The following is a 24714-nucleotide window of genomic DNA, read 5'->3' as shown; positions in this document are numbered from 1 at the left end:
GTCGGGCTGTGCCCCCGGGAGCAGTGAAGCCTCAGGAGCGGTGTTTCACGTGAAACGTGCGCCTCAGGAGAGGATCTTGCGGTCACGCCCCGCGCCGAGGCCGAGCAGCGCCACCGCCGCGCAAACCGCCAGCATCACCGCGATCGGCAGCGTCCAGCCGCCGGTGGCCTGGTGCAACGCGCCGAGCGCCAACGGGCCGGCGGCGGCGAGCAGATAGCCCCACGTCTGCGCCATGCCGGAAAGCCGCGCGGAGGTGTGCGCGTCCCCGGTCCGCAGCACCATCATGGTCAGCGCCAGCCCCACGGACCCGCCCTGTCCGATGCCGATCAGCGCGGCCCACACCCACGCCCCGGCCGCGGGAGCCACCAGCAGCCCGGCGATCCCGGACGCCATCAGCGCGGCGACCACGACGCCCAGCAGCCGCTGGGCGCGCATCCGCCCGGCCAGCGTGGGCACCACGAACGAACCGACCATCTGCAGCAGATTGCTGAACGCGAAGACCAGCCCGGCCGTGCTCTTGCTCATGCCGTGGTCGATGAGGATCGTCGGCAGCCAGGCGATGGTGACGTACGCGATCACCGACTGCAGGCCCATGAAGAGCGTGACCTGCCAGGCCAGCGGCGAGCGGGCCAGCCTCGGCTCCGCGTCGGCCCGTACTACAGGCGTCGCCGCCGCCTCGCCGTGGTGGGTGCCGCGGCGCGCGAGCACCGTCTGCGGTATCCAGACCAGCGCCGCGATCGCGGCCAGCAGCGACCAGGAGGCGAGCGAGCCCTGCCAACCGCCGAGCGCGTTCTCCAGCGGCACCGCCGCCGCGGCCGAGACCGTCGCCCCGCCGATCATGGCGGTCGTGTAGAGGGCGGTCATGCCGGCCGCCCGGTGTGGGAAGTCACGCTTGACCAGGCCCGGCATCAGGACGTTGAGCAGCGCGATCCCGCTGCCGACGAGGGCGCAGCCGACGAACAGGGCGACCAGGGCCGGTGCGACGCGCAGCAGCACGCCGCCGCACAGCAGTACCAGCGCCGCCAGCAGCACCGCCTCGGTGCCCCAGCGCCGGGCGAGCCGGGATGCGAGCGGTGAGGTCAGCCCCATGAAGACCAGGGGAATGGTCGTCACCAGGCTGCCGGTGGTCGCGTTCAGGCCGAAGTGGCCGCTGATCTCGCCGAGGAGGGGGGAGACCCCGGCGAGTGCGGCGCGCATGTTGAGTGACGCCAGCACGATGCCGACGAGGACGAGGGCCGGATGGGCGCGCAGCCTGCGCCGCGCGGCGGCCACCTCGGGGGTCGGCCGCAGATCGGTCTCGGCGTCCACGAGCAGCGGCTCGGCCTCGGGGGCGGGGGTGTGCGGGCGTGACAAAAGGAGCGCTCCGTTCCGTCTCGTGGTGTTCCGTTTCGCGCTGTCGGTGTCCGGCGTCGGTGTCCGGCGTCGGTGCCGACTTCGGCGTCGGCGTGGGCTCAGCGGGCGGCGAGCAGCGCCTCGACGGCCCGTTTCGGCGTCTCCAGCAGCGTCCGCGCGGCCGCCTCGGCCACCGCCGCGTCGCCCGACGCGATGGCGTCGATGACGGCGTGGTGGTCGCCGGGCACGATGCGCGGCATCTCACGGTCGCCGAGGTAGGCCACCAGCGACTCGCGCACCGAGCTGCTCAGCCAGCCGTATGTCGCGCTCAGCGCGGCGTTGTGCGCGGCGTCGACCACAGCGGTATGGAACTCGACGTCGTGGGCCGCGTACAGCTCATGGCTGCCGGACTCCGGCTGCCCCTCGGCGTTCTCGATGGCCGCCTGCGAGGCCAGCGCCGTCCGCATCCGCTCCAGATCGGCGGGTTGGTGGCGGAGCGCCGCCAGTCGCGCGCCCTCCGCCTCCAGTGCGATCCGCAGCTCCAGCACATCCCGGATCCCGGCGCGCCGTAGGCCTCGCATGACCTCGGCGGGGTCGGTCGTGGAGACCACGAACGTGCCCTCGCCCTGCCTGGACTGGAGCATTCCGGCGTGCACGAGGACGCGTACCGCCTCGCGCACCGTGTTCCGTCCGACCTGGAGCTGCTCGGCGAGCGCATGCTCGGTCGGCACGCGTTCGCCGACCTTCCACTCGCCGCCGGCGAGCTGTGCCCGCAGCTGCTCCACCACGGTGTCGACAAGCGACTGCCGTCCCGCGGCCCGCAGCGCCATAGCCATTCGCTCCTGAACTCGGCTTTCCTCGATACGCCCGGTTGTCCAATCATCCTACAACATATAGATGGTTATGCCAACTATCCATGTCCCGTCCGGAGGAAACCCGGGCCGGAACCTCACGAGGGGCCGGGCGGAGAGCCCCGCCCCACGTGCGTCGCGTCGCACACGCGGCGGCGCGGGTACGGGGCGTGGCCGACGACAGCGGAACCGTCCCGGCCCGGGCCGCCGGACAGGCGGCCGAGGCCATCGGTGGCGGCCACGCCGACGCGGTGATCGCCGCCGCCCCGACGGGCCGGACGGACGCGGCCCGGGCCCTGGTGCACGAGTCGTTCGCGACCGGTCTCGACCGGATCTGCGTGATCTCCGGGCCACGGCACTGGTGGGCCACTCCGAGGTGGCCTTCGCAGGTGCGACCACCGGGCCGAACAATCTGCCGGCGACCGTGGTGTGCGCCGATGTCCCGGCCCGCTACGCCTATCTGACGACGCGGATCGCCGGGCTGCCCGCCGTAACGGCATCTGGAGGCCTCCCCGATGATCCGTCGGATCAAGGGCCCGGGGCCGCTGTCGGCCCCGCCGCGCGGTGTGCTGCGGCGAACCTCCTGAATTGGCCCGGAAACAGGCCGAGTTGGAGGAACATCCGAACCTTTGTTGGTGGAAGTCTGTTCATCTCCACGTCTGTCCAGATCTTGACGGTTGTCAGGGACCTGTCCAACTCTTGGCGTGCGCTGGATCTCACCACGCCGCTCCCTCGTCGCCCCACAGGCGTTGAGGGGGCGTCAAGTGAAAACGGAGGGCACCCGAATGCGTCGCCTTGCCACGAGCCTCGCCGCCACCGCGGTTACCGCAGCCGCCACCGTCGCCCTGGCCGCACCCGCCCAGGCGGCCCCCGCGGACAAGCCGCAGGTCCTCGCCAACTGGACCCAGACCAGCGCCGACAGCTACGACGCCTGGCTCTCGGCACGCAACAACCAGGGCGCCTGGGCCGCCTACGCCTTCGACTGGTCGACCGACTACTGCAGCACGTCGCCCGACAACCCGTTCGGCTTTCCCTTCCAGACCTCCTGCGCCCGGCACGACTTCGGGTACCGCAACTACAAGGCCATGGGGGCGTTCGACGCGAACAAGTCCCGCCTCGACAGCGCCTTCTACGAGGACCTCAAGCGGGTGTGCGCCGGCTACAGCGGTGCCACCAAGACATCGTGCAACAGCACGGCGTGGACGTACTACCAGGCGGTGAAGGTCTTCGGCTGAGCCCCGGAACTCAGCTGAGCCCGGATGCCGGGCGGCCTCGGTGGGCCGCCCGGCATCCGCTCGGTCCGTCAGCCCGCGGCCGGGAAGAGCCGCTCCAGCACGATGGCGACGCCGTCCTCCACATGGGATGCGGTGATCTCGTCGGCGACGGCCTTGAGGTCGTCGTGCGCGTTGGCCATAGCGACACCGTGCCGCGCCCAGCCGAACATCGGGATGTCATTGGGCATATCGCCGAAGGCGATCGTGTCGGCGGCCGTCAGCCCCAGCCGGCGCGCGGCCAGCGACAGGCCCGTCGCCTTGGTCAGCCCCAGCGGCAGCAGCTCCACCAGCCCGGCACCGGCCATCGTGACCCCGACCAGACCCCCGGCGGCCGCCATCGCGGCGTCCGCGAGCGCGTCGTCGCCCAGCTCGGCGTGTTGGATGTAGAGCTTGCTGATGGGCGCGGACCACAGCGCGGCCGGGTCCGTGAAGGGCACCAGGGGCATCTCCCCGTGACCCATCAGGTAGCCCTCGCCGAAGAGCACCTCGCCGTCGAGCCCGTCGCGGGCCGCGGCCAGCGTCAGCGGGCCGATCTCCGCCTCGATCTTCTCCAGCGCCAGCAGGGCCACCTGCCGGTCCAGCGTGACGGAGGTCAGCAGCCGGTGCTCGCCCGCGTGGTAGAGCTGGGCGCCCTGTCCGCACACCGCGAGCCCCCGGTAATCGAGGTCGTCGAGTATGTGCCGGGCCGCCGGGACGGTCCGCCCGGTGACGACGATATGGGCGGCACCGGCCGCGGTGGCCACCGTGAGCGCGTCACGCGTACGGGTGGAGACCGAGTGGTCGGGGCGCAGCAGCGTCCCGTCGAGGTCGGTCGCGACCAGACGGTACGGCAGATCTTCCGCCGTACCGGCTTCGGTATGCGTCACCGTGCGACCGGTTCCAGGACCTCGCGCCCGCCCAGGAACGGCCGCAGTACCTCGGGCACTCGCACCGAGCCGTCGGCCTGCTGGTGGTTCTCCAGGATCGCGACGATGGTCCGGGTCACCGCGCACAGCGTGCCGTTGAGCGTCGCCAGCGGACGGACCCGCTTGCCCTCGCGCATCCGGATCGACAGCCGGCGCGACTGGAACTCGGTGGTATTGGAGGTCGAGGTCAGCTCGCGGTACTTGCCCTGGGTCGGGATCCACGCCTCGCAGTCGAACTTCCGCGTCGCCGACGAGCCCAGGTCACCCGAGGCCAGGTCGACCACCCGGAACGGCAGCTCCAGCGAGGTCAGCCACTGCTTCTCCCACTCCAGCAGCCGCTGGTGCTCGGCCTCGGCGTCCTCCGGCGTCGTGTAGACGAACATCTCGACCTTGTCGAACTGGTGCACCCGGAAGATGCCCCGGGTGTCCTTGCCGTACGACCCGGCCTCGCGGCGGAAGCAGGAGGAGAATCCGGCGTAGCGCCGCGGCAGCTCGCCCGCGTCCAGGATCTCGTCCATGTGGTATGCGGCCAGCGGCACCTCGGAGGTGCCGACCAAGTACAGGTCGTCCTTGTCGAGGTGGTAGACGTCGTCCGCGGCCTGGCCGAGGAAGCCGGTGCCCTCCATGGCCTTCGGCTTGACCAGCGCCGGGGTGAGCACCGGGGTGAAGCCCGCCGCGGTGGCCTGCGCCATCGCCGCGTTCACCAATGCGAACTCCAGCAGCGCGCCGACGCCCGTCAGATAGTAGAAGCGCGAGCCGGAGACCTTGGCGCCGCGCTCGGTGTCGATCGCCCCGAGCAGCTCGCCGAGCTCCAGATGGTCCTTGGGAGTGATGCCCTCGGCCGCGAAGTCGCGCGGGGTGCCGACGGTCTCCAGGACGGCGAAGTCGTCCTCGCCGCCTACGGGTACATCGGGGTGGACGAGGTTGCCGAGCCGGCGCAGCAGCCGCTGGGTCTCCTCGGCGGCCTCGTCCTGCTCGGCGTCGGCCGCCTTGACGGCAGCGGACAGCTCGCCCGCCTTCTTCAGCAGCTCGGCCTTCTCGTCGCCGGCGGCCTTGGGGATGAGCTTGCCGAGCGCCTTTTGTTCGGCGCGCAGCTCGTCGAAGCGGACACTGGAGGACCTGCGCCGCTCGTCGGCGGTCAGGAGCGCGTCGACGATGCCGACGTCTTCTCCACGGGCGCGCTGGGAGGCGCGCACACGATCGGGGTCCTCACGGAGCAGGCGAAGGTCAATCACACCACCAGGTTACCGGTGTGACCTCGGGCCCTCGACACGATATTCCTTTCCGTCCTGATTTGCACCTTTTGGTGGTGTGGATAAACCAAGGAATTCCGGTGACGGGCGCCGTCAAGGAATGCGTGCGCAGTCCCCGAAGGGGCGTAGGGGCGGGGTCGGGATGACCGGTTTCCCTTGCGGGAGGGGGAAGTTGGGCGTCGGTTGTCCACAGGGGCCGGACAGGCGCGGTCGAGTTATCCACAGGCTGTGTGAGATCTGTGGATGTCGCGATGATCATTTAGTCCGGCGAGTGCTCGGCGATGGATTCCCCTATCAAACCTCGTTCACACGCTCTTCGAGAGGGGAATCCCTCACTCCAGAGAGTTGAGCGAGGTAATTGCGGTGACGAGACCGCTATGGGCGGTGATGGCACGAGGTGGGGCACCTGGGGCGTTGTGTCGACCATGTCGGTTTGAGTGTGTCGACTTATCCCCAGCGCCATCCCTTGGCCTGTGGATAACTTTTTCGTAGCGATCCGGGTTGTCCCCAGCGGTACCGGCCCGGGCCGTGCCTCAGGCCCGGCCGTCCTGGCAGCGGGCCAGCCACTCCGCGGCCGCCGTGAACGCCTCGTCCGACGTCCCGTGCCGCAGCGGCGACATGTTCGCCGCCTCCACACCCGCCCGCGGATACGAGCCCAGGAACCGCACATTCGGGCAGATCCGCTTCAGCCCCATCAGGGCCGAGCCCACCCGCCGGTCCGTGATGTGCCCCTCGCAGTCGACCGAGAAGCAGTAACGGCCGATGCCCTCGCCGGTCGGGCGCGACTCGATCCGCACCAGGTTGACCCCGCGCGCCGCGAACTCCTGTAGCAGTTCGAGCAGCGCGCCCGGGTGGTCGTCACCCAGCCAGATCACCACGGACGTCTTGTCCACGCCCGTCCGCGCGGCGGGCCGCGCCGGGCGGCCGGCCAGGACGAAGCGGGTCATCGCGTTCTGCGCGTCGTGGATGTCGGTGACCAGCGGCTCCAGACCGTACTTCGGCGCCGCGAACTCGCCCGCGAACGCCGCGTCGTACCGGCCCTCCTGCACCAGCCGCGCCCCGTCCGCGTTCGAGGCGGCGGACTCCCACTGCGCGTCCGGCAGATTGCCCGCGAGCCAGTTGCGGACCTGCGGCTGCGCGACCGGATGCCCGGTCACCGTCTTGACGTCCGCGAGCGAGGTGCCCGGCCGGACGAGCAGCGCGAAGCTGATCGAGAGCAGCACCTCGCGGTAGATCATCAGCGGCTCGCCGGTGGCGAGCTCGTCGAGAGTCGCGGTGACGCCGCCCTCGACCGAGTTCTCGATGGGCACCAGGGCGGCCGCCGCCGCGCTGGTCCGCACGGCGTCCAGCGCCGCCGGCACGGAGACCATGGGGACCAGTTCGCGCGTGGCGGCCTCCGGCATGGTCCGCAGCGCGGCCTCGGTGAAGGTGCCCTCGGGGCCGAGGTAGGCATAGCGACTGGCCGACATCACGGTGGCTCCCTGCGATCAGACGAGAACCGCCACGATACCCAGCGACCGCTGGGCACGCGGACCACTGACCGAACGCCCGCGGCCGCGGCGACTCATCCTTGCCGTCATCCCTCCAAGAGTGCCTGACCGACGTACTCTCCCGGAGCACAGCCGCCGGGCACCGCGAACAGCGCGCTCGCCTCGTGCCGCAGGAACCGCGAGAGATCGTCGCCCAGGTCCAGCTTGCGCTGCACCGGGACGAACCCCTTCATCGGATCCGCCTGCCAGGCGATGAACAGCAGTCCGGCGTCCGGCGCCCCGTCGTCGCGGAAGCCGTCGTGGTACGAGAAGGGCCGCCGCAGCATCGCCGCGCCCTGGTTCGATGCGGGCGCCGCGACCCTGACATGCGCGGCGCCGCCGATGGCCAGCGCCCCGTCCTTGTTCACCTTGTCGAGCCGGACCGGGGTGGTCTCCGTGCCGCCGGACAGCGGGGCGCCGTCCGACTTACGGCGCCCGATCACCTTCTCCTGGCGCTCCAGGGAGAGGTGGTCCCAGGAGTCCAGCAGCATCCGGATCCGCCGTACTACGGCGTACGAGCCGCCCGCCATCCACGCGGGCTGCCCAGTGGCGGGCCGGTCCGGAACGAAGATCCGCCGCTCGAAGTCCTCGTCCGCCGGTTTGGGGTTGTTGGTGCCGTCGAGCTGGCCCATCAGATTGCGGGTCGTCATGGGGCGGTCGGTGGCGCCCGGCGTGCGGTTGAAGCCGTTCATCTGCCAGCGCAGCCGGACCGTGCCACCGGTCTCGCGCTGCAGCGCGCGCAGCGCGTGGAAGGCGACGAGCGCGTCATTGGCCCCGATCTGGATCCACAGATCGCCGTTGCTGCGCTTGGCGTCGAGCGCGTCCGAGGAGAAGTCGGGAAGCGGAGCCAGCGCCTCCGGCAGCTGGTCCGCCAGCCCCGCCTTGCCGAAGAAGGTCCGGCCGAAGCCGAAGGTGACGGTGAGGGACGAGGGGCCCGCGTCGAGCGCGATACCCGTGTCGTCCGGCGGGGCCTCGCCCGCCGTCAGCTGCTGGGCCGTCCGCGACCAGCGGCGCAGCAGCGCGGCGGCCGCCTTACGGTCCGCACCGGGCGCCAGATCGAAGGCGACGAGATGGCAGTGGGCCTGCGGGGGCGTGGTGATGCCCGCCTGGCGCTTGCCGTGGAAGGGCACGGCGGTCGCGCCGACGGCGGTGAGGGGCTTCGGCTGCTCCCGTGCCGCCTCGGCGGCGTAGGCCCCGGCGGCCCCGCCGGCGACGAGCCCGGCCGCGCCCGCGGCGCCCGCCGAGCCCAGCAGCCGGCGCCGGGAGATCCACGAAGAGGGGTCCTGCTCTGACGTCATTGAGCGACTTTCACGTTCCTGGTCTCCGTCACCTGGTCGATGTCGGAGGTGCGTACGGTCAGGGAGAGCTGCCAGGTGCCGGCCATGGGGAGCTGGACGGTCTTGGCGCCCCAGTGCCCGGTCGAGAGGCGCTCGAGGGGGATCCGGAGCGGGCCGATGGCCTTCTCCTTGAGGGTCAGGGACACCTTGAGCTCGGCCACGTCCACGGGGCGGTCGGCCCGGTCGGTGAGGAAGACGTGGAGCGCGTTGTCCCCGGGCAGGGCCGGGTCGATCATGACCACGGCGTTGCCGCGGCCGCTCTTGCTGCCGGTGTCGTACGGGATCTCCACGCTCACCGGGTCGACGTTCAGCACGCCGGGGTTCGTGGCCGCCGCGGCGGACTGCTTGGTCTCGGCCCGGCCGGGCTGGGTCCCGCTCAGCACGGTGGCCACCGCGAGCAGTACGACGGCCACGACGGTCTCGGCGATCACCGAGCGGCGCAGTCCGCTGCGCTCGGGGTCGCCGTCGCGCCGCCGCTGGGTGGCGGTCTTGTCCTTGGCGGCCTGTTGACGGGCGAGCTGGGCGGTGCGTACGGGGTCCTCGGCCGGGGAGCCGGCACCCGACTCGGCACCGCCCTCGGTAGCTCCTCCGGTAGCGCCTTCGGCGTCGGATCCGCCACCGGATGCGGCCTCGGCCGTGGCAGCCGCGCCCGTACGGACCGGCTGCGCGGCCTTCACCGCCGCCTTGCCCTCCGCCTTGCCCTCCGCCTTGCCCTCCGCCTTGGCCTCGGACTCGGCCTCCGCCTCGCTCTTTGCCGTCGCCGTGCCGTCCGTAAGGCGGCCGGTCCAGCGGCGCGAGACGGCGGCGATCCCGACGAGCACCGCCACCAGACCCACCTTGACCAGCAGCCATCGCCCGTACTCGGTGTCGGTCAAGGCGCCCCAGGAGCCGACCTGCCGCCAGGACTGGTACAGCCCGGTGACGGCCAGGGCGACGACCGAGCCGAAGGCCAGCCGCGAGAAGCGGCGCACCGCCGCCCGCTCGATCGGCTCGCCCGCGCGGAGCGTCACCGCGAGCGAGGCCAGTCCGCCCAGCCACACCCCGACCGCGATCAGATGGATCACGTCCACCGGCATGGCCAGCTGCCGCTGGATGCCGACCGAGGCGTGCTCGGCCATCGCCCACGTCGCGGCGAGTCCCACGGCCACGACCGTGCCTCCGAAGCCGAGCCCGAAGGCGAGGTCCCGACGGCGCCGCGCGTCGGTCTCCGGATCCTCGGAGCGGCGGGTGTACGAGCCGAAGAGGACGGCCAGGAAGGCCGCCGCCGCGCCGAGCAGCACCAGCCGGGACAACAGTGCCGCGCCCGGCTTGGTGGACAGCACATCACCCAGCCTGCCGAGGTCGGCGATCCCGCCGAGTCCCTCGCCGTCGGTGTACGGGCCGCGCAGCAGCAACAGCATCAGGGTGGCGGCGAAGACCGTCACCCAGCCGCCGACGGCGATCTTGCGCACCGGGCGCGAGGACCGGCAGACCCCGGCGAACACACAGCCCCCGACCAGCGCCGCGAACCCGGCGTAGGCGGCGTACCGGCCGATCCCGTACAGCGTTCCGACCGCCGTGTTCGAATCCCCGCCCGACGACACCTTGACCGTGGTCTTGGACGGGGCGCCGATGGAGAAGGTGAACGCGCCGCTCACCGGGTGACTGTCCTCCGAGACCGCTTTCCACGCCACCGTGAACGTGCCGTCCGGCAGCCCGGAGTGCAGTCCCACGGCGGCGGTCGACGCCTTGCCGCCCGCATGGCCGGTCTTCCCGGTGTCCACGCGCTTGCCCTTGGGGTCGAGGACGCGCACCGAGTCCTTGGAGAGCAGTACGCCCTCCGAGAAGTTCAGCGTGACCTCCGTGGGCGCGGTCTTCACCACCGAACCGTCACCCGGGTCGGTCGAGGTGAGCGCGGCGTGCGCGGAGGCGGAGCTCGCGCCCACGCTGAGCGCGCACAGGAGGACGGCCAGCAGGGTGCCGCAGATCGCCGACAGCCGCCGTGCGGTCGCGGGGTGCCTGGCGGTCCTGGCGGTCCTGGCGGTCCTGGCGGAGGACAGTGAGGTCAGCGAGGGCATCGGGCGTCAGTCCTTGGGGCGGTATGTCGTCGGCTCGACCGGGACTTTGATCACGATGGGGTCGGACGTGGCGAAGTGAAGGGTGAAGCTGACCTTCTCACCGACCTTCGGCCTGTGGGTCAGATTTGTCAGCATCAGATGATCTCCACCGCTGGTCAGCTTCAGCAAGCCGTCGGACGGCACATCCAGCGAGCTCACCTGCTTCATCCGGCCGCCCGTCGTGCTGTGCAGGGTGACGTCGGAGGCGAGCGGGGTGGTGATGGACGTCAGCCTGTCGGCGCCGCCCCCGGTGTTCCGTACGGTCAGGAAGCCCGCCGCCATGTCGGTCATCGGGGGCTGCGGGAGGTACGCGCCGCTGACGGACAGCTTGGGGCTGCCGCCGCCGTCGCCCGAGCAGGCGGCGAGCCCGGCGGACAGGCCGAGGGCGAGCGCCACGGCGGCCGTCTTACGGACGATCGGACCGGCCGTCACGGGTTCTCGCCCTTGATGATCTTCGGCAGGTCCTTGGCGTACTGGTCGGCCGTGGCATCGGTCGTGTAGATCCAGTGGCCCTTGTCGTCCTTGGGCGAGTAGCCGACCACCTCGGCGCCGTGGCTGACGGTGACGCTGCCGTCCTTCTCCTTCTTCGGCTTCTCGACGTAGATGCCCAGCGGCCGCGCGGCGGCCTGGACGGTGTCGAAGTCACCGGTGAGGCCGACGAAGTCCGTGCCGCCCTGGGCGTTCAGCCAGGACCGGATCCGCCCCGGGGTGTCGCGGGCGGGGTCGGTGGTGACGAAGACGACCCGCAGCCTGTCCCGTTCGGCCTTGGAGAGCTTCTTCTCGGCGATGCCCAGGTTGCTCATGGTCAGCGGGCAGACGTCCGGGCAGTGGGTGTACCCGAAGAAGAGCAGGGTGGGCCGGTCCTTGGTCTCCTTGAGCAGGTCGTACTTCTTGCCCTCGGTGTCGGTGAGGACGAGGTCCGGCTTGGCCTTGGCCGTGCCCTTGTCGAGGACGATCGCCTGCCCCGACTTCTGGCCGCCCTTGACCTCGGCGGCGGCCTTGTCGGCCTTGTCGCCGCCGCCGTCGGAGCCGCCGCAGGCGCCGAGGGTGAGCGCGGCGGTGGCGACGAGCGCGGCGGCCAGGATTTTGGTGCGCATGGAGCTGTTCTCCAAAGAGAGGTGTGAATCGGTGGTGCGTGGGGGCGGCGGGCGCATGGCCCCCGCCGCCCCGGCGGATCACACGGCCGGGTCAAGGACCCGGGGTCATCCCGAAGGCAACCGGACGGGCGCCCCGAAGGGCACGCGTACGGTCACGCGGTCACGCGGAGCGGCGGCGGCTCGCGACCACGCCGAAGGCGACACCGGCGGCGCCGATGACGATGCCCGCGATGCCCAGCACCCGGGCGGTGGTGTCGCTGCTGTCGCCGTCGTCGTCCGCCCCGGCGGCCGTCTCGGAGTTGCCGGACGTGGCGTTCTTGGCGTTCTTGCCCTTGTCGTCGGCCGCGGGCGCGCCGTGTCCGTCCGAGCCCGCGGCCGGGGCGACGAGCTTGAGCACGGGCGCCGGGTTCTCGGGCTCGGCCGCGCCCTCCTTGGGCTCCTCGATCCAGCGCACGACCTCCTTGTTGTCGTACGTCTGGAGCGCCTTGAAGACGAGCTGGTCCGCGTTCTCGGGCAGCTGGCCGACCGACAGCGGGAACTGCTGGAAGGTGCCCGGCTCGATCTTGCCGCCCGTCCAGGTGACCTTGCTGACCGCCTCGTTGATCTTCTCGCCGTCCATCTCGATGGGCTTGGCGAGCTTGGTCTTGGTGACCTTGACGTCCCAGCCCGGCACCGGCTGTGGCATCACCGAGGCGAGCGGATGGTCGGTCGGGACGGTGACCTCGAGCTTGACGGTCGAAGCCTTGTCGCGCTCGTTGGGCACCTTGAAGTTGATGGTGCTGTAGCCACCCTTCTCGGCCTGGCCGGGCTGCACGCTGACGTGCGCGAAGGCGGGTCCGGCGGCGAGCAGCACCAGGCCGCCCGCGGTGAGACCTGCGAGGACCGGGAGACGACGAAGACGCATGGCGTTCATGTGAACACTCCGGGTATGCGAGTACGGGATGATCAGAGGGGTGGGCGCGCGTGCGGCGACGTCGCGGCCGCCCTCCGGTCCCGCTGGAGGAGCGTCGCGTCCGGTCAGGCCGCGAGGTCGTAGCGCGGCGGACCCCGCCTGATCACGCTGTGCTGAAGCGCGAGGGCCGTCGTTCCGCCCTCGTCCCGCTCGGCCGTGCGCGGACGGCACGGCCCGCCCGAGGTCGCCGCGGCCAGACCGGCCGACAGCGTCCGTACGAGCCCCATGGCGGTGCGCAGCGCCCGTACGAGCGCGGCCTCCGTGACCCCGCGCGCCCCGTCCACCGACAGCCGTACCGCCCGCCACACGGCCACCTCGCCGCGCCGCAGGAGCCAGCCGACGGTGAGCGCGGCCAGCAGATGGCCCAGGGCCATCGGCAGCGACGGCAGCAGGCCCACAAGCCCCGGCGCGTGCTCCGGCGCACGCGCGGCGGGTGACGGCACGGTGTGCATGGAGTGCATGGACCCCACGGCCGACGGATCCAGCCCCGCGCGGGCGAGGATCCGGTGCGCCGTCGCGGCGTCGGGCCGGCCGGGGCCCGTGGTGCACAGCAGCTTCGCGGCCAGCCCGATGACGCGGCCGTGGGCGGCGTCGGCCCGCTGGGCGGCGTCCAGGGCGGCGCTCGCCTGCTGCTGGCCGAGCCCGAAGAGCGTGTGCAGCGCGAGCTGGCCACCTGCCAGGACGGCCGCGATCCCGGGCAGCGACCGCTCCCGTCCGGCCAGCGGCAGCGCCACCGTGAACACGGCCGCGCACCCCACGCCCACCGTCCACAGCGGTACGGTCGCGCAGGAGGCCAGCACATGCCCCGCCGCGGACAGCACGACACAGACCGCGGTGAACACCGCGGCCCGCAGCATTCGCAGATCGGCGCCGGCACGGGCGACAGGGGAAGCCATGGCCGCGCCATCATCCCACTGGATGGACGCGTTCCCTACGGCGGGTAGGGCGTACCGGCGCACACCGGGACAGGCCCCATACACCGGTGCGCCCATCGCGCGCGTCCGCCGAATGAGCGGAGTCACGTCAATCGCACGCTTACGGACCATGGACCCAGGCAATACGTAACGGTATGTCGAGCCGCGGCCGGGAGGCTGGAGCATGAGCATCTGGTGGTCACTCCATTTGCCCCGCGAGGCGGCGAGCGTTGCGCTCGCACGACGACTGCTCCTCGGCACCATGGAGACGGCCGGAGTCGATCCGGAGATCTCCTACGACCTGTCGGTCGCCCTCTCCGAGGCGTGTGCGAACGCGGTGGAGCACGGCGGCGGCGACGGCACGGGCGGGGACTACAGAGTCACGGCCTTCATCGACGGCGACACCTGCCGTATCGAGGTCACCGACTCGGGCCCCGGCTTCGCCCACCGCAGCAGTACCGTCCGCCGCGAATCCCGCACACGTGGCGAGCGGCGCCCGCCGGGCGCGCCGAGGCAGCAGCACCCGCACGGTCCGGCTCCCGCCCAGGCGGAGCACGGGCGGGGGCTTTTTCTCATCGAGGCCCTCACCGACCATGTCCGCTACCGCGACCGGCCGGGTCGCGGCGGGGTGGTGGTGAGTTTCGACAAGATCCTCAAATGGCGCGAGGGCGCCCTGCTCAAGGCGTCGTAGCGGGCGGTGAGCCAGCCCTCGGCGACGAGCTCCGCGTACGCGTCGGCGACCGTATTACGGGCGATGCCGAGGTCGGCGGCCAGCGAGCGGTAGGGCGGCAGCCGGGTGCCGGGGGCGAGCCGTCCGGCGCGGATGGCATTGCCCTGCGCGGTCATCAGGGCGGCCCGGCGGCCGCCCGCGCGGGACAGCTCCAGATGGAGGTCACTGCCGAGGATCTCCGCCGGATTGACCCATGATTCCGCCACGGAAATGCACCATACAGCCGGTCGCATCGGGGCCTGGATTCGTGGCCATGACGACAACGACAGCGACACAGCGGCAGACCGGACGAGTCGACTTCGCGAAGGCCGCCCCCAAGGCGTTCAAGGCCGTGATCGGCCCGGACGCGGCCGCGCGCGAGGGGCTGGACCCGGCCCTCGTCGAGCTGGTGCAGATCCGCTCGTCCAGCTCAACAACTGCGCGTACTGCCTCCATATGCACACCACCGACGCCCATAAGGCGGGCGAGAGCAAGGAGCGGATCGCTCTGGTGGGCGTCTGGGGGGAGGCCGGCGAGGCGGGGTTCTACACCGAGAAGGAGCAGGCCGCCCTCGCGCTCACCGAGGCCGTCACCCTGCTGCCGGGCGGTGTCCCCGACGAGGTGTACGAGCGGGCCGCCCGCCACTTCGAGGACCAGGAGCTGGCCCGGCTCGCCCTCATCTTCACGATCAACTCCTGGAACCGGATCGCCGTGACCACCCGCAAGGTGCCGGGGCAGCGGTGACAGCGCGAAGGGGAGCGGCGCGCCGCCGCTCCCCTTGAAGCCGCCTCAGGCGGTGAGCCGCCGCGTCACGCGGTGAGCCGGGCCATCCACGCCTCGACGTCGTCGGCGGTCCGCGGCAGCCCCGCCGACAGATTGCGGTTGCCGTCCTCCGTCACCAGGATGTCGTCCTCGATCCGGACGCCGATGCCCCGGTACTCCTCGGGCACGGTCAGATCGTCGGCCTGGAAGTAGAGGCCGGGCTCGACGGTGAGGCACATGCCGGGCTCCAGAGTGCCCTCCACATAGGTCTCGGTCCGGGCCACGGCGCAGTCGTGCACATCCAGGCCGAGCATGTGGCCGGTGCCGTGCAGCGTCCAGCGGCGCTGGAGGCCGAGCTCCAGGACGCGCTCGACCGGGCCCTCGACCAGACCCCATTCGACGAGCTTGGTGGCGAGGACGCGCTGGGCGGCGTCGTGGAAGTCGCGGTACTTCGCACCCGGCTTGACCGCCGCGATGCCCGCCTCCTGCGCCTCGTACACCGCCTCGTAGATCGTGCGCTGGATGGGGCTGAAGGTGCCGTTCACCGGCAGCGTGCGGGTGACGTCGGCGGTGTAGAGGGTGGTGGTCTCCACGCCCGCGTCCAGCAGCAGCAGATCGCCGGAGCGGACCGGGCCGTCGTTGCGCACCCAGTGGAGGGTGGTGGCATGCGGACCGGAGGCGCAGATGGAGCCGTAGCCGACATCGTTGCCCTCGACCCGGGCCCGCAGGAAGAACGTTCCCTCGATGTAGCGCTCGGAGGTGGCCTCCGCCTTGTCCAGCACCTTGACGACGTCCTCGAAGCCGCGGACGGTCGAGTCGACGGCCGCCTGCAGCTGCCCGATCTCGAAGGCGTCCTTGACCAGGCGCTGCTCGCTCAGGAAGACCCGCAGCTCCTCGTCGCGCTCGCCGGTGACCTTGTCGGTCAGGGCCGCCTCCAGCGCGGCGTCATGGCCGCGCACGATACGGACCGGGCCGGTCGCGGCCTTCAGCTCGTCGGCCAGCTTGCGCACGTCCCTGGCGGGCAGGCCCAGCAGCCGCTCCGCCTCGCTGAGGCTGTGCCGGCGGCCGACCCACAGCTCGCCATGGCTGCCGTCCAGCCAGAACTCGCCGTTCTCACGGTTGGAGCGCGGCAGGAGGTACAGCGTCGCCGTATGGCCGTCGCCGCCCGGGGCCGGCTCCAGCACCAGGACGCCGTTCTCGGTCTGGTCGCCGGTCAGGTACGCGTACTCGGTCGAGGCGCGGAACCTGTACTCGGTGTCGTTGGAGCGGGTGCGGAGATTGCCCGCGGGAATGACCAGGCGCTCGCCGGGGAAGCGCGCGGAGAGCGCGGCGCGGCGGCGGGCGGCGTGCGCGGCCTGTGCGATCGGCTCCAGGTCGTGCAGCTCGGTGTCGGCCCAGCCGGACTGCATGTTGTCGGCGAGCTCGGCGGAAACGTCCGGGTAGAGGCCGTTCTTCCGCTGCTTGATGGGCTGCTCCTCCGCCTCCGGGGTCTCCAGGGCGTCAGGAGTGGGCTCCTCGGTCACGTCATCCTCCTCGAACTGGACCTCTCCCATGGTAGGTGCGGGGATACGGCGGCCGGGAGAGTGTGAGGCACTCGTCGATCACGGTTCGAGCGGGCCTCGTGCGGGGCGCGGACATCAGTCGAAGCGGGCGACGAGCAGGACGAGGTCCTCGGTGCCGTCCTCCGCGTCCTGGCCGCCCGGTCCGCCCGGTCCGCCCGGTCCGTCGGGGAGGACCGTACGGAGCACATGGTCCGCGAAGCCGTCCGGATCGCGGCGTACGGCCCTGGGGGCGTTCGCCGCGGCCGCGTGCAACCGGGCGAAGGCCCGGTCCATCGGCTCCCCCGTCCGGTGGAGCAGCCCGTCGCTGTAGAAGAGGAGCGTTTCCCCGGAGCCGGGCTCGACCTCGACGCTGGGCGCCTCCCAGCAGGAGAGCATGCCCAGCGGCGCGGACAAGGTGGTCTCCACGAACTCGGTGCGCCGCTCGCCGGTGATCAGCGGCGGGCAGTGCCCGGCCCCGGCCAGCACCACCCTGCGCGGCCCCGGCTCGCAGTAGGCGAAGAGGGCGGTGGCGGAGCGGGCGGGCTCGGTGAGCCGCAGCAGCAGTTCGAGATCGGAGAGGACGGCGACCGGATCCTCGCCCTCCATCACCGCGTACGCACGCAGGGAGGCCCGCAGCCGCCCCATCGCGACGACGGCACTCGGCCCGGAACCTGTGACTCCGCCGACCGAGAGCCCAAGCGCGCCGTCGGGCAGCGGCAGCGCGTCGTACCAGTCCCCGCCGCCGTGCGGGCCGGGGTGGTGGCGGACGGCGAGACGCACCCCGGGGACCCGGGGCAGCCGCGTGGGCAGCAGCTCCTCCTGAATGGTCGCGACCGTCGTACGGGCGCGGGAGAGCTCGATGAGCCGGGCGATATGCGCGGCGGCGTAGCGGCAGTAGAGGCCCACGAGGTGGCGCTGGCGCTCCGCGGGCTCGGCGGGCTCGTCGTAGAGCCAGGCGGCCCCGCCGAGCCGCCCGGCGGCGCGGGTGGCGCCCGCGGCGGCGACCGTGCCCGGGTGGTCCGAGGCCGGGGCGGTGGCGCTTACGGCGCCGCTCGCCATGCCGCTCGCGCAGCTGCTCGCGGAGCCGTGCACCGGCCCGTTTCCGGCGCCGGGGACCGTAGTACGGCCGTTCGCGCCCGCCGGGGAGCCGGTCCCGGCCGCTCCCGGGTCGGAGGCGGGGGAGGGCACGGAGACGAGCCCGGGGACGGCGAAGGGACCGGGACCGGCGGGGAACGGGTCCAGCGACACGGCGTAGCTCGCGGAGAAGCCGAGCCGGGCGGCCACCTCGCGGTGGCGGGGGTCGAGATCGGCCTCGCTCGCGATATCGGGGTGGGTGACATCGGCGCGCCGCTCGCCGTCCGGCTCGGGCAGCCCGTCGAGCAGATGACCGGCGGAGGCGGAGCCGCGCGGGATGGTCTCGATCTGGCCGAGGTCGGCGCGGCCGAGGCCGAGGCCGACGGTGGTCACCGGCCCGAGCCCGTCGACCGGTTCGAGCGCCACGAGCCCGCGCTGGGCGCCCACCAGCGCGGCACCCGCGCGCAGGAGTTCATGCAGCGCGTCGTCGAGCGTATGGGTGTGGACCAGTCGCTCGGTGAGCTCATGAAGGGTGGTGAGGTCCGACACCCAGCCGGCGAGGTGGTCCTGAACCCCGGCGTTCGGCGTGGTCAGGGGCGGGGTAACGGGGTCGGCAGTTTGCGTGGGCGCCGGGAGGGAAGAATCGATTCCAGCCACTTTCGGCGGATGGGGCGAGCTCATGGCCCGCTGCCTTCACCCGCTGCGTCCGGCTTGCTCAATAGCATCGCAAACCCCCTGTCGTGCTGCGCCGCTACTGTGCCGCTACTGTCTCCAGATGTACACGCACCGGAGAGGCGATGTCCAGCATTGGCCCGGTGGGTTTGTTGGTGTCCGTGGGGAATTGAACTTGGCCGAAAAAAAGTCGTTAGGCTGTCAATTTAAGGTCGACTGACGTCATTCGACAGCGCGTCGTCAACACTGCGGCGGGTACACATCGGAGAGGGGCGGGGCAGTTCGGATCTCCCCGGAACCCCGCGGGCGGTCCAGGCGTCATAGACGACAACGGCCGCGCCCATCCCCGAGTGGCGGGGATACGCACCACCCAGGACGGCAAGCGCCATGCGCGCGCCACCCCTCGCCACGTTCCACGCTCGGCCTACGGCGTGATGCGCTGCCTTGTACGCGCAGTGACTCGTGATCCACGTGCTGTGACAGGCCGAACGATGCCGGACAGCGCCACGTATTGCCTTGCGAAGTGCCATGTAGTGCGACGGATACAGCCCTCGGCGTTAACGGAAAGGAACGAGCGCTCATGCGCGAGATCCTCGGAAGGCGACGCAAGTTCTCGCTGCGGCGTGGCGCGCGGTCGCCGCTGCTCCGCGCGGCGCTCACCTGCGCCACCGAGTGGCAGTGGCCCGTACTCCCGGGCGTTGGCCTCCAGCCCGGTGGCGGACGGACACGGGTGTGCGGCTGCCCCGACCCGGACTGCGCGGTGCCCGGCGGTCACCCCTTCGACCCCGTTCTCCTCGCCGCCACCACCGACCCGCACATGGTGCGCTGGTGGTGGACGAACCGCCCCACGGCGCCCCTCCTCCTCGCCACCGGCGGCCCCGCCCCCTGCGCCGTGAGCCTGCCCGCGGTCGCCGCGGCGCGGGCGCTGGCCGCCTTCGACCGGTCGGGGGTGCGGCTCGGCCCGGTGGTCGCCACCCCCACCCGCTGGTCGCTGCTGGTGGCCCCGTACTCCCTCGAAGAGCTGGGCGAGCTGCTGCACCGCCAGGACTGGGTGCCCAGCTCGCTGCGGTTCCACGGCGAGGGCGGCTATCTGGTGCTTCCGCCGTCGCAGACGGGTCTCGGGCGGGTGCGCTGGGAGCGCGCGCCGCTGCGCCGCGGCGGACGGCCGTGGCTGCCCCAGGTGGCCACGGTGGTGGACGCTCTGGTCGAGGCCAGCAGCAGCGCGCCCGACGGGGGCAGCCGGCTCGCCTACTGACGGCGGGCCTTCACCGACGCGCATCGCGATACGAACATACGGACGCGGCGGGGCTCACGGCTCCGCCGCGTCGCTGTCGTCTCCGCCTGATGCCGTGGGTTCCCGGGCGCTCGATGGCGCGGGGTCCAACTCCTGTGGCGCCGACGCCGGTTGGTCCTCACGGGACCGGTCCGCTCAGCGCCGTCCGCCCCTCGTCCGGCCGCTGCCGGCCCCTCGTGGGGTGCCCGGCCCCGGACATGGAAGCACCCGGTCGCTGGCGACGGGGGATGCACCAGCGACCGGGCTTTTAGAACCGTAACAAGAGATCGGCGGTAAGCAAATTCGATCGCGGATTTCCGGACGCGTACTTGCTGGCCGTAACAGTGGGTTGTGAGCAGCGTCACGCCCGCCGGCGGCCTCCGCCGACCCCGTCGTCGAGGTCAGCTGAGCGTCACCTGACGGTTGGTGAGACCACTGCGGGCGCGCCGCTGCTCGGCCGTCAGCGGGGCGTCGGAGGCGAGCGCCTCGGCGAGCCGCTCGGCGAGGGCCGCGGCCGGCTTCTCGGTGTCCTCCGCGCCCATCCCGCGGGGCAGGTCCCACACGGGCACCGTGAGCCCGTGGGCCCGGAAGGAGCCCACCAGCCGGGTGTTTTCGCCGAGTGAGGAGGCACCCGCCGCATGCAGCCGGGCAAGCGCGTCGAGCAGCTTCTCCTCCGGGTGGGACATCACCCAGCGCAGGTGGTTCTTCTCCGGCGTCTCGCACCAGTAGGCGGCGTCCACACCCGAGAGCCGGGCGGTCGGGATCGCGGCCGCGTTGGCCCGTTCCAGGGACGCGGCGACCTCCCCGGTCGCACTCGCGGCGTCCTCGAGCCAGAACTCGAACCCCTCGTGCAGGGTCGGCGTGAAAGCGCCCTTCGGGTCGAGCAGATCCTGCAGCCGCGGACCGTCGCCGGGGGCCCGCTGGGCGGCCACCGGGGTGCCCGGCTCGGCGGTCAGCGCACGGCGCAGGGTGTCGGCCAGGTCGCGGCTGAGGTCGCCGGAGGCCGTGTCGTTCTGCAGACCGATCAGCACCGCGCCGTTGTCGCGGCGCAGCGCGGGCCACGCCATGGGCAGTACGGTCGCCAGGGTGACCGAGGGAACCCCCTCGGGCAGCCCCTCGGCGAGGGTCAGCTCGACGGTCGCGGCGGGCACCAGCTCGCGCAGCGCCACCCAGTCGCATTCGCCGGGGAGCCCTTCGAAGGGGCGCTGCACCAGCTCGGTGACGGCGTGCGCGGCTTCTCGGCCGTGACAGGCTTTGTAGCGACGGCCCGAACCGCAGGGGCAGGGCTCGCGCGCACCCACCACAGGGATGTCGCCGGTGGCGACCTGTGGACCTGCGGCCTTGGTCTGGGGGCGGCGCTTCTTGGCCATGGTGAGGCTGTCTCCCGATCGTGCGGCTCAGGGCTTGCTCGTACGCCCGTGACGGTGCGCGTACGGCCGCGGCGGTGCTCGTACGGCTCGTACGCTGGTTACGGGCGCGAGCCTAGCCCTTTGGCCGAACCTCGTCGGCTACGTGGGCCGCGTCGGCTACGCGAGCTCGTCCAGATCGGCGAAGTCCAGCTCGCGGTCGAAATCGGGATCGATGTTCGTGTCGAGGTTCGGACGCAGCTCCGCGGGCAATTCCGCGCCAAGCTCGGGTCCCAGCTCGGGTCCGAGGTCGGAGCCGAGCTCGGGTCCGAGATCAGAGGAAATCGTGACACGCCGGGAGAAACCGTCATCGACCGGAAGAAGGGCCCATACGGTGACCTCACCGGTACCGTCCCGTACGCCCCACTCCTCGGCCAGGGACATGATGATGTTCAATCCGCGACCGCCGCGGGCGGTGACCGAAGGATTGGCCGGAAGAGGCCTTGTGGGGCCACCGCCATCCGTGACTTCAACCGTCAGCCGGTCGTTCTCATCGACGCGCCAGGCCGCGCGGACCGTGCCGCCACCGTGGTCGGAGCGCCATGGGCGGCCATGTCGCCATGCGTTGCTCAGTAGTTCTGAAAGGATCAATACAGCGTCGTCTATGACCGAATCCGATACCCCAGCCCTGCCCAAATCGCCGCGCATCCAATGTCGTGCCGCGCGGACGCCCGCAGGACCATGGGGTACGGCCATGGTCGACGACGTCGGCACCTGCCGTGCCACCACCAACGCCACCCCCGAGACCTCCTTAGCCCCACGCCACGGGATGGATGCCCCAACGGGCTGGAACGGAAACCGGCCAAGTGGCATCGTGTGACGCACTCGTCACGATCGAATACGTACCGAACGCGCCGGTGCACGCCTTGTAATGCCCACTATGTGCGTCCTAGTTGCGACAGCACCTGTTTGGGGCGATTGGTGATCAGTGCGTCGACCCCGAGCCGTACGCACAGCTCGACGTCCCCCGGTTCGTCAACGGTCCACACGTGCACTCGGTGCCCCTCGCGGTGCAGCCGCGCCACGTACTCGGGGTGGTTCCGTACGATCCGGATGCTCGGGCCCGCGATCCGTACGCCCGTCGGCAGCTGCCCCTCCCGGTGGCGCGGCAGCATGAACTGCATCAGATAGACGGTGGGGATGGCGGGCGCCCCGAGCCGGATGCGGTGCAGCGAACGCGCCGAGAAGCTCATCACGCGTACGGGCGACGGCTCGCCGGGCGCCGGCGTGTCGAGCCCGTAGCGGCGCAACAGCGTGAGCAGCCGGTCCTCCACCTGACCTGCCCACCGGGTGGGGTGCTTGGTTTCGATCGCCAGTTCGACGCGGCGCCCGGCGTCCGCGACGAGGCCCAGAAGCCGTTCGAGAGTGAGGACGGACGTGCTGTCCCGGCTGTTGCGGTCCGGCTCCTCCTCGTCGGCGGCCTGGCCCTTCCAGGAGCCGAAGTCGAGGGCGGCGAGATCGGACAGCTCGAGCGCGGAGACCGCACCCCGGCCGTTGGAGGTGCGGTTGACGCGGCGGTCGTGGACGCAGACGAGATGGCCGTCGGCGGTGAGCCGGACATCACATTCCAGGGCGTCGGCGCCGTCCTCGATCGCCTTGCGGTACGCGGCCAGGGTGTGCTCCGGAGCGTCCTCGGAGGCCCCGCGGTGGGCGACGACGGAGACGGTGTGCGGACCGGGGCGGATGTCCCGGGCAGGGCGCGCATAGGTCACCGCGTTATGGTGCCACCGCCCGGCATGAGCCGGTGGACGCGGCCCCGCCGATCGTTACGCGGAATGGCGGTAGGGCGAATTGTCCGGGATAAAGGGTGGTAGTCCACGGGGCCGCCGCTCCTTACGGCCGTCTGACGCGCCGTGGGAAAAGCTGACGACGGTAATACGTACGCGTGGGCCGTCATGGAAAAACTGTCGTGCACCTGAGGAGACAGCTGTGAGCACCGAGAACGAGGGCGCTGCCGTTCCGCCTGCGGCCGGGCCGCATCCGGCCCCTCCGGCGCCGCACCCGAACCCATCGGTGCCGCCCGCGCCGGACTTCGAGCCCACCGCGGGCGCGAAGCCGGGCGCATCGGATGCCCCCGGCGCGCCGATAGGCGCGGCCCCGGACGGATCGGCGGGGGCCACAGGCCCCGCGCCCTCGTCCGCGCCCCCGGCCCCGTCGGCGCCCCCGCCCGCGTCACCGGCCGCCGCACCGGCCGCCTCGGCGTCGGCCGGCGCGGGCGACGGGTCCGGCGCGCAGGACCCCGCCTCCGGCGCGCCCGCCGGGCAGTCCGGGGCGTGGTGGTCCGCCGGCGGCGGACAGCCGCAGGACGGCTCGGGCGGCGGACCGGGCGGACCGTGGGGGACCGCTCCCGTGCCGCCGCCCGGGGCGCCCGAGCGCAAGCCCCGCGGGCTCGTCGCCGCCGTGCTGGCCGCCGTGCTCGTCGCGGGCGCCATCGGCGGCGGCGTCGGCTTCTGGGCCGCCGACCGCGAGGACAACCCGGGCGACACCACCACCGTCTCCGCCTACGGCAACCCGAAGACGGAGAGCCGCGCGCCCGGCTCCGTATCGAACATCGCGGGCAAGACGCTGCCCAGCGTCGTCACCATCGATGCCCAGGGCAGCAACGGCCAGGGCGGCACCGGCACCGGCTTCGTCTACGACAAGCAGGGCCACATCCTCACCAACAACCACGTCGTCGCCTCCGCCGCCGAGAACGGCAAACTCACCGCCACCTTCTCCAACGGCAAGCGGTACACCGCCGAGGTCGTCGGCCGTGCCCAGGGCTACGACGTCGCCGTGATCAAGCTGAAGAACGCCGCGGGCGCCAAGCTCAGCCCGCTCCCGCTCGGCAACTCCGACAGGGTCGCGGTCGGCGACGCCACGGTCGCCATCGGCGCCCCCTTCGGCCTGTCCGGCACCGTCACCACCGGCATCGTGAGCGCCAAGAACCGCCCGGTCGCCTCCAGCGACGGCGGCGGTGGCAACGCCTCGTACATGAGCGCCCTGCAGACCGACGCCTCAATCAACCCGGGCAACTCCGGTGGCCCGCTGCTGAACGCGGACGGCGGCGTCATCGGCATCAACTCCGCCATCCAGTCGGCCGGAAACGGCAGCGGCCTCGGCGAGTCCCAGCAGTCCGGCAGCATCGGCCTCGGCTTCGCCATCCCGATCAACCAGGCGAGGAACGTCGCCGAGCAGCTGATCAAGACCGGCCGGCCGGTCTACCCGGTGATCGAGGCCACAGTCAACATGAAGGACACCGGCGCGGGCGCCACCATCGCCTCCAACGGCGCCGGCGGCAGCCCCGCGGTCGTCCCCGGCGGCCCCGCCGCCAAGGCGGGCCTCAAGTCCGGTGATGTGATCACCAAGCTCGACGACACGGTGATCGACAGCGGCCCGACCCTCATCAGCGAGATCTGGACCCACAAGCCGGGCGACAAGGTCGCCCTCACCTATAAGCGTGACGGCAAACAGTCGAAGGTCGACCTCACCCTGGGGCAGCGCAAGGGTGACAGTTGACGCGCTAGGCTGATCCCCGCGCCGCCGAGGGTGGCGCGGGGAGGCTTGCCCGAGCGGCCTAAGGGAACGGTCTTGAAAACCGTCGTGGCAGCGATGTCACCGTGGGTTCAAATCCCACAGCCTCCGCAGTGTTACGGCCCCTGACCAGGTAAGACGGTCGGGGGCCGTTGTCTTCCACGCTGTCCGTGGGTGCCCGTTGTTCCCCGGGGTTCCCCGCTCGATCGGGCACGGCTGGGGCA

The 24714-nt window shown here is 71.8% G+C and carries 21 protein-coding genes, 1 tRNA gene and 2 pseudogenes; 7 read left to right on the top strand and 17 right to left on the bottom strand.

Annotated features, from left to right (window positions below; all coding sequences use genetic code 11):
* Positions 1 to 63: 63 nt before the first annotated feature.
* Complete coding sequence (locus tag ABZS71_RS10530) at positions 64 to 1353, bottom strand: MFS transporter (protein WP_355849490.1); 1290 nt, start codon at positions 1351 to 1353, stop codon at positions 64 to 66.
* A 98-nt stretch (positions 1354 to 1451) separates the two neighbouring features.
* Positions 1452 to 2162, bottom strand: a complete 711-nt coding sequence (locus ABZS71_RS10525; RefSeq protein ID WP_355849487.1) for a FadR/GntR family transcriptional regulator — start codon at positions 2160 to 2162, stop codon at positions 1452 to 1454.
* Positions 2163 to 2314: 152 nt separating this feature from the next.
* Between ABZS71_RS10525 and ABZS71_RS10520 the strand changes: the two genes are divergently transcribed.
* Both ABZS71_RS10520 and ABZS71_RS10515 read left to right on the top strand, forming a co-directional pair.
* Positions 2315 to 2647 carry a hypothetical protein gene (locus tag ABZS71_RS10520; RefSeq protein ID WP_356208820.1) on the top strand — a complete coding sequence of 111 codons (333 nt, stop codon included), beginning with the start codon at positions 2315 to 2317 and terminating at the stop codon, positions 2645 to 2647.
* Positions 2648 to 2968: 321 nt separating this feature from the next.
* On the top strand, positions 2969 to 3418 hold the full coding sequence (locus ABZS71_RS10515) for a phospholipase (protein WP_355849478.1): 450 nt from the start codon (positions 2969 to 2971) through the stop codon (positions 3416 to 3418).
* A 68-nt stretch (positions 3419 to 3486) separates the two neighbouring features.
* Here the strand turns inward: ABZS71_RS10515 and ABZS71_RS10510 are convergent, their stop codons facing one another.
* From ABZS71_RS10510 to ABZS71_RS10470, 9 genes are all read right to left on the bottom strand, one after another.
* The gene (locus ABZS71_RS10510; RefSeq protein ID WP_356208819.1) at positions 3487 to 4323 is read right to left on the bottom strand and encodes an HAD-IIB family hydrolase; all 837 of its coding nucleotides are present in this window, start codon (positions 4321 to 4323) and stop codon (positions 3487 to 3489) included.
* Positions 4320 to 5597: a serine--tRNA ligase gene (gene serS, locus ABZS71_RS10505; RefSeq protein ID WP_355849472.1), complete on the bottom strand. Its 1278-nt coding sequence runs from the start codon at positions 5595 to 5597 to the stop codon at positions 4320 to 4322. The genes ABZS71_RS10510 and serS overlap by 4 nt, the downstream gene beginning before the upstream one ends.
* 551 nt (positions 5598 to 6148) lie before the next feature.
* Positions 6149 to 7084: a prephenate dehydratase gene (pheA, locus tag ABZS71_RS10500; protein ID WP_355849469.1), complete on the bottom strand. Its 936-nt coding sequence runs from the start codon at positions 7082 to 7084 to the stop codon at positions 6149 to 6151.
* Between the two features lie 107 nt (positions 7085 to 7191).
* The gene (gene efeB / locus ABZS71_RS10495; RefSeq protein ID WP_356208817.1) at positions 7192 to 8442 is read right to left on the bottom strand and encodes an iron uptake transporter deferrochelatase/peroxidase subunit; all 1251 of its coding nucleotides are present in this window, start codon (positions 8440 to 8442) and stop codon (positions 7192 to 7194) included.
* Positions 8439 to 10538: a copper resistance protein CopC gene (locus ABZS71_RS10490; RefSeq protein WP_356208815.1), complete on the bottom strand. Its 2100-nt coding sequence runs from the start codon at positions 10536 to 10538 to the stop codon at positions 8439 to 8441. Before ABZS71_RS10490 ends, efeB begins: the two co-directional genes overlap by 4 nt.
* Positions 10539 to 10544: 6 nt before the next feature.
* Positions 10545 to 11009, bottom strand: coding sequence for a copper chaperone PCu(A)C (locus ABZS71_RS10485; protein WP_355849460.1), 465 nt, complete (start codon positions 11007 to 11009; stop codon positions 10545 to 10547).
* Positions 11006 to 11674, bottom strand: a complete 669-nt coding sequence (locus ABZS71_RS10480; protein WP_356208814.1) for an SCO family protein — start codon at positions 11672 to 11674, stop codon at positions 11006 to 11008. Before ABZS71_RS10480 ends, ABZS71_RS10485 begins: the two co-directional genes overlap by 4 nt.
* Positions 11675 to 11834: 160 nt before the next feature.
* Complete coding sequence (locus ABZS71_RS10475; RefSeq protein ID WP_356208812.1) at positions 11835 to 12587, bottom strand: YcnI family protein; 753 nt, start codon at positions 12585 to 12587, stop codon at positions 11835 to 11837.
* A 104-nt stretch (positions 12588 to 12691) separates the two neighbouring features.
* Positions 12692 to 13522, bottom strand: coding sequence for a hypothetical protein (locus tag ABZS71_RS10470; RefSeq protein ID WP_356208811.1), 831 nt, complete (start codon positions 13520 to 13522; stop codon positions 12692 to 12694).
* Positions 13523 to 13724: 202 nt separating this feature from the next.
* On the opposite strand from ABZS71_RS10470, the gene ABZS71_RS10465 reads away from it, so the two are divergent.
* On the top strand, positions 13725 to 14231 hold the full coding sequence (locus ABZS71_RS10465) for an ATP-binding protein (protein ID WP_356208810.1): 507 nt from the start codon (positions 13725 to 13727) through the stop codon (positions 14229 to 14231).
* Here ABZS71_RS10465 and ABZS71_RS10460 read toward each other — a convergent pair.
* Positions 14231 to 14476, bottom strand: a pseudogene (locus ABZS71_RS10460) (winged helix-turn-helix domain-containing protein); the annotation flags it as partial. The gene ABZS71_RS10465 and the pseudogene ABZS71_RS10460 sit on opposite strands and share 1 nt — an antisense overlap.
* Positions 14477 to 14523: 47 nt before the next feature.
* Between ABZS71_RS10460 and ABZS71_RS10455 the strand changes: the two are divergent.
* Positions 14524 to 14993: pseudogene (locus tag ABZS71_RS10455) on the top strand (carboxymuconolactone decarboxylase family protein).
* A gap of 65 nt (positions 14994 to 15058) precedes the next feature.
* On the opposite strand, the gene ABZS71_RS10450 reads toward ABZS71_RS10455, so the two are convergent.
* Positions 15059 to 16564, bottom strand: coding sequence for an aminopeptidase P family protein (locus tag ABZS71_RS10450; protein ID WP_356208808.1), 1506 nt, complete (start codon positions 16562 to 16564; stop codon positions 15059 to 15061).
* Between the two features lie 84 nt (positions 16565 to 16648).
* The gene (locus ABZS71_RS10445; RefSeq protein ID WP_356208806.1) at positions 16649 to 18307 is read right to left on the bottom strand and encodes a PP2C family protein-serine/threonine phosphatase; all 1659 of its coding nucleotides are present in this window, start codon (positions 18305 to 18307) and stop codon (positions 16649 to 16651) included.
* A 571-nt stretch (positions 18308 to 18878) separates the two neighbouring features.
* On the opposite strand from ABZS71_RS10445, the gene ABZS71_RS10440 reads away from it, so the two are divergent.
* Positions 18879 to 19553, top strand: a complete 675-nt coding sequence (locus tag ABZS71_RS10440; RefSeq protein ID WP_355849440.1) for a bifunctional DNA primase/polymerase — start codon at positions 18879 to 18881, stop codon at positions 19551 to 19553.
* A 419-nt stretch (positions 19554 to 19972) separates the two neighbouring features.
* Here ABZS71_RS10440 and ABZS71_RS10435 read toward each other — a convergent pair whose 3' ends face one another.
* The 3 genes from ABZS71_RS10435 to ABZS71_RS10425 all read right to left on the bottom strand — a co-directional run bounded on the left by ABZS71_RS10435 (position 19973) and on the right by ABZS71_RS10425 (position 22689).
* Positions 19973 to 20941 carry a DUF5926 family protein gene (locus ABZS71_RS10435; protein ID WP_355849437.1) on the bottom strand — a complete coding sequence of 323 codons (969 nt, stop codon included), beginning with the start codon at positions 20939 to 20941 and terminating at the stop codon, positions 19973 to 19975.
* A gap of 156 nt (positions 20942 to 21097) precedes the next feature.
* Positions 21098 to 21790 carry an ATP-binding protein gene (locus ABZS71_RS10430; protein ID WP_356208859.1) on the bottom strand — a complete coding sequence of 231 codons (693 nt, stop codon included), beginning with the start codon at positions 21788 to 21790 and terminating at the stop codon, positions 21098 to 21100.
* Positions 21791 to 21855: 65 nt separating this feature from the next.
* Complete coding sequence (locus ABZS71_RS10425; protein WP_355849434.1) at positions 21856 to 22689, bottom strand: glycerophosphodiester phosphodiesterase; 834 nt, start codon at positions 22687 to 22689, stop codon at positions 21856 to 21858.
* A gap of 217 nt (positions 22690 to 22906) precedes the next feature.
* Here ABZS71_RS10425 and ABZS71_RS10420 point away from each other — a divergent pair, with 217 nt between their 5' ends.
* The gene (locus ABZS71_RS10420; RefSeq protein WP_356208804.1) at positions 22907 to 24475 is read left to right on the top strand and encodes a trypsin-like peptidase domain-containing protein; all 1569 of its coding nucleotides are present in this window, start codon (positions 22907 to 22909) and stop codon (positions 24473 to 24475) included.
* A 39-nt stretch (positions 24476 to 24514) separates the two neighbouring features.
* A tRNA-Ser gene (locus ABZS71_RS10415) sits at positions 24515 to 24601 on the top strand.
* The last annotated feature ends 113 nt before the right edge of the window (positions 24602 to 24714 follow it).

It is taken from the genome of Streptomyces sp. NPDC005393, assembly GCF_040606675.1.
Classification (GTDB): domain Bacteria; phylum Actinomycetota; class Actinomycetes; order Streptomycetales; family Streptomycetaceae; genus Streptomyces.
Note: the sequence above shows the minus strand (reverse complement) of the source record. Positions and strands in the feature narration are given on the sequence as shown.